Here is a 1,661-nt window from a genome sequence, read left to right on the forward strand (position 1 = left end):
CCCTCAGGTCCGCGATCATTGAATCGAACTCCTGACCGTTTGGGAATCCCCTATGAGTCAGGACTCACGAGATTTGGTATTAGTTATCTTGCGGGGACGATGCCGAGACCCGGAGGTTGCGCCAGCCTGTTCGCCGCCGAGAACCAATCGATCTCGGAAGACCTTGGCACGTTCATCAAAGACTTCGATGGTACCTTACGGGTGGTCTATCCTGAGGACACCACGTCGCTCGATCCTGTCCGCACCCCGTCGCCCTTGTTTGACTTCGATGCGGCCTATGGCGGCTATGGCTGGGAAATTTTCTACCATATTCCGTCGGCCCTGGCCGCCGGCTATGTGAACAACGGACAATATGACAAGGCTATCGGCTGGCTGGAGAAGATCTTCGATCCCGGCGCCGGCCAGCCCTGGAGAGTGGCGCCACTGATCGGTGCCTCCATGCCAGCTGATCATTCAGCCTTCGATACCGGTGATGTCATCGTCGATCCGGATCGGATCGCCACCGATTATCCGTTTTATTATCAGCAGGCGGCGATCCGCCATTATCTGGAGGCCATGCTTGCCGACGGTGACGCGGCCTATGAGCAGCAAAGCCAGGAGACCCTGCAACAGGCAAAGGCCATCTATGTCGCCGCGAAGCAGCTCTTCAACGAGAGGCTGCCCGAGATTCTGGATGCCGTGACGAACCGGCCATGGGCCAATCCGACCCTGGGCGAGGTTTCGGTCAATGGCTATGGCGGTTTCCTGCCGCCATATAATCAGGCGCTTCGCGACCTCTATGACACGATCGAGGCGCGCCTCGCCAATCTCAGGCAGTGGCGCGACATCGACGGCAATCCGCTGAACGTTCCCTTGCTGTCAGCGCCGATCGACCCCAAGGTGCTTCAGAAAGCAGCGAAAACCGCGCTGACCCTGGGGCGGGGCAGCGACCAGGTGGAGGCGGAGCAAGACCCGCTCATCGACTTCACCACCCTCGCCAGATCGGCCAAGCTGTATATCCGCAACCTGCAGACCACCAGCAACCGGTTGCTGGCCGCGCTGGAGAAGCTCGACGGCGCGACGGTCGGCCGGGCCGAGAAGGTTGTCGAGGAAAACAAGATCCGCCGATCCGCCGCAATACAGGATCTGGCCCTGGAGGCGGCCGAAAAGGATGTTCAGATCAAGCAGGCCAACCTGAGCGGCGCCAACAGCGCGCTCGCCTTTCATCTGGGGTCGATTCTGGTTTCACTGGGGGCGCTGAATTCATTCGCGGCCATCGATGCCGGTAAGAAGAGCGTCGAACTCGTCTATGACAAGGCAAAACTTCGATATGACATGATAAAGGGCGTGGCGTTTTCATGCATCCCCAATATCTTTGGAATGGCGTCTGGCGGCCAGCGGTCTGAGCAGGGGGCGATCGTCAATATACTCGGGATGCTGACGAGCGAGATACTGTACGACTCGAAAAAATCGGCCATTGATAAATACAAGGAAAGCACTCAGAAGATCGTCGATCAGGCGAAAAACACCATCGATCTTACGACGAAGGTCGCTTCCTCCTCATTGGAGCTTCAGAAGGCAAAGACGTCTCTGAAGGAACAGAGAGCCTGTTGCAGAATGGGTCTTCGGAATGTGTCGCGATCGCAGTGAGATCCGCCCTTGAGCCTGCGGCCGGCGCCTGA

1 pseudogene is annotated in these 1,661 nt (G+C 58.2%); it reads left to right on the plus strand.

Annotated features, from left to right (window positions below):
* Window positions 1-1,629 (plus strand): annotated as a pseudogene (locus IEW15_RS25370) (neuraminidase-like domain-containing protein); the annotation flags it as partial.
* Between the last annotated feature and the right edge of the window lie 32 nt (window positions 1,630-1,661).

Origin of the sequence: Tistrella bauzanensis (assembly GCF_014636235.1) — a bacterium.
Taxonomy (GTDB): domain Bacteria; phylum Pseudomonadota; class Alphaproteobacteria; order Tistrellales; family Tistrellaceae; genus Tistrella; species Tistrella bauzanensis.